The organism is Microbacterium sp. KRD172, from assembly GCF_017168295.1.
In the GTDB taxonomy this organism is placed as follows: Bacteria; Actinomycetota; Actinomycetes; order Actinomycetales; family Microbacteriaceae; genus Microbacterium; species Microbacterium profundi.
The window spans coordinates 1-856 of sequence record NZ_JABFAS010000026.1 but is presented as its reverse complement, the minus strand read 5'-3'; the positions used below and the strand labels follow the sequence as shown (position 1 = coordinate 856).

The 856-nt window shown below is 68.2% G+C and carries 1 protein-coding gene; it reads right to left on the bottom strand.

The window, feature by feature from the left end:
* Positions 1-822 (bottom strand): DUF222 domain-containing protein (locus tag J1M43_RS16495; protein ID WP_206477548.1); only part of this gene is annotated, 822 nt, incomplete at its 3' end.
* Positions 823-856 lie beyond the last annotated feature (34 nt).

Sequence of the window (856 nt, the reverse complement as noted above, 5' to 3'; positions counted from 1 at the left end):
GCTGCGGCTGCCGTCGCCGCTGTCGTCTGCGGGTCGGAACCGCACGGTACTGCTGCTGCCTTTGTCTTCGGCTTTCGGGTTCAACAGCGAATCGATGAGTTTCTGCAACTGTGCTGCGACCTCCGGCAACACCTCGCCCCGCACCGGGACCGACCCGTCGCGGAGTTTCCCGATCGTGAAGAACCGGCGCCGCTTGCCCGCACGATCCGACGGCTCCGCCCCATCCGGATCCAACCTCGCGATGATATGCGCGGCCAGGGCGGCAAGCTCATCCACCGTCGGCAACGGCGCCCGCTCAGCGTTTACCGTCACCGTGCCATCCAGCGGCAGCCCGGCTGCGAACCTGGCCAGCACCGCATCCGCAGCCAACCGATCCGCGACCCCGATCCGCGCCGCTTTCATCAACGGGACCGTGCATGCCAGGAACCCGCCCACCGACAGCACCCCGTCCGCCAACGCGACCGCGAGCTCGGGGAACTTCCCCGGCAGCAACGCACCAGAGGTGATGTCGACCTCACGGTGCACCGCCCCCGCGGCGGCCACATACCGGCGCGAGGCAGGCCCATCCACGAGAAGGGTGCGCCGCAGCAGTTCGGCCGCATCACGGCATCCCGCCCGCGTCGACAACCGCCCGCCACGCTCGCACTGATCCCGCCCCACCACCTGATCCGTGACCGCGACGACCGCCCCACCCAACCGCCGCTGCACACGCCCCAACACCCGAACCACATCCAGAAGCTCGGCGTCATCAGCGACGCGAAGATCACCACCCGCACCAGAGGAGCCCATCGCATCGGCCAACAACCGATCGATGCCCTCCAACTCCTCCGCCAGTGATCTCATACCCCCATTCAAC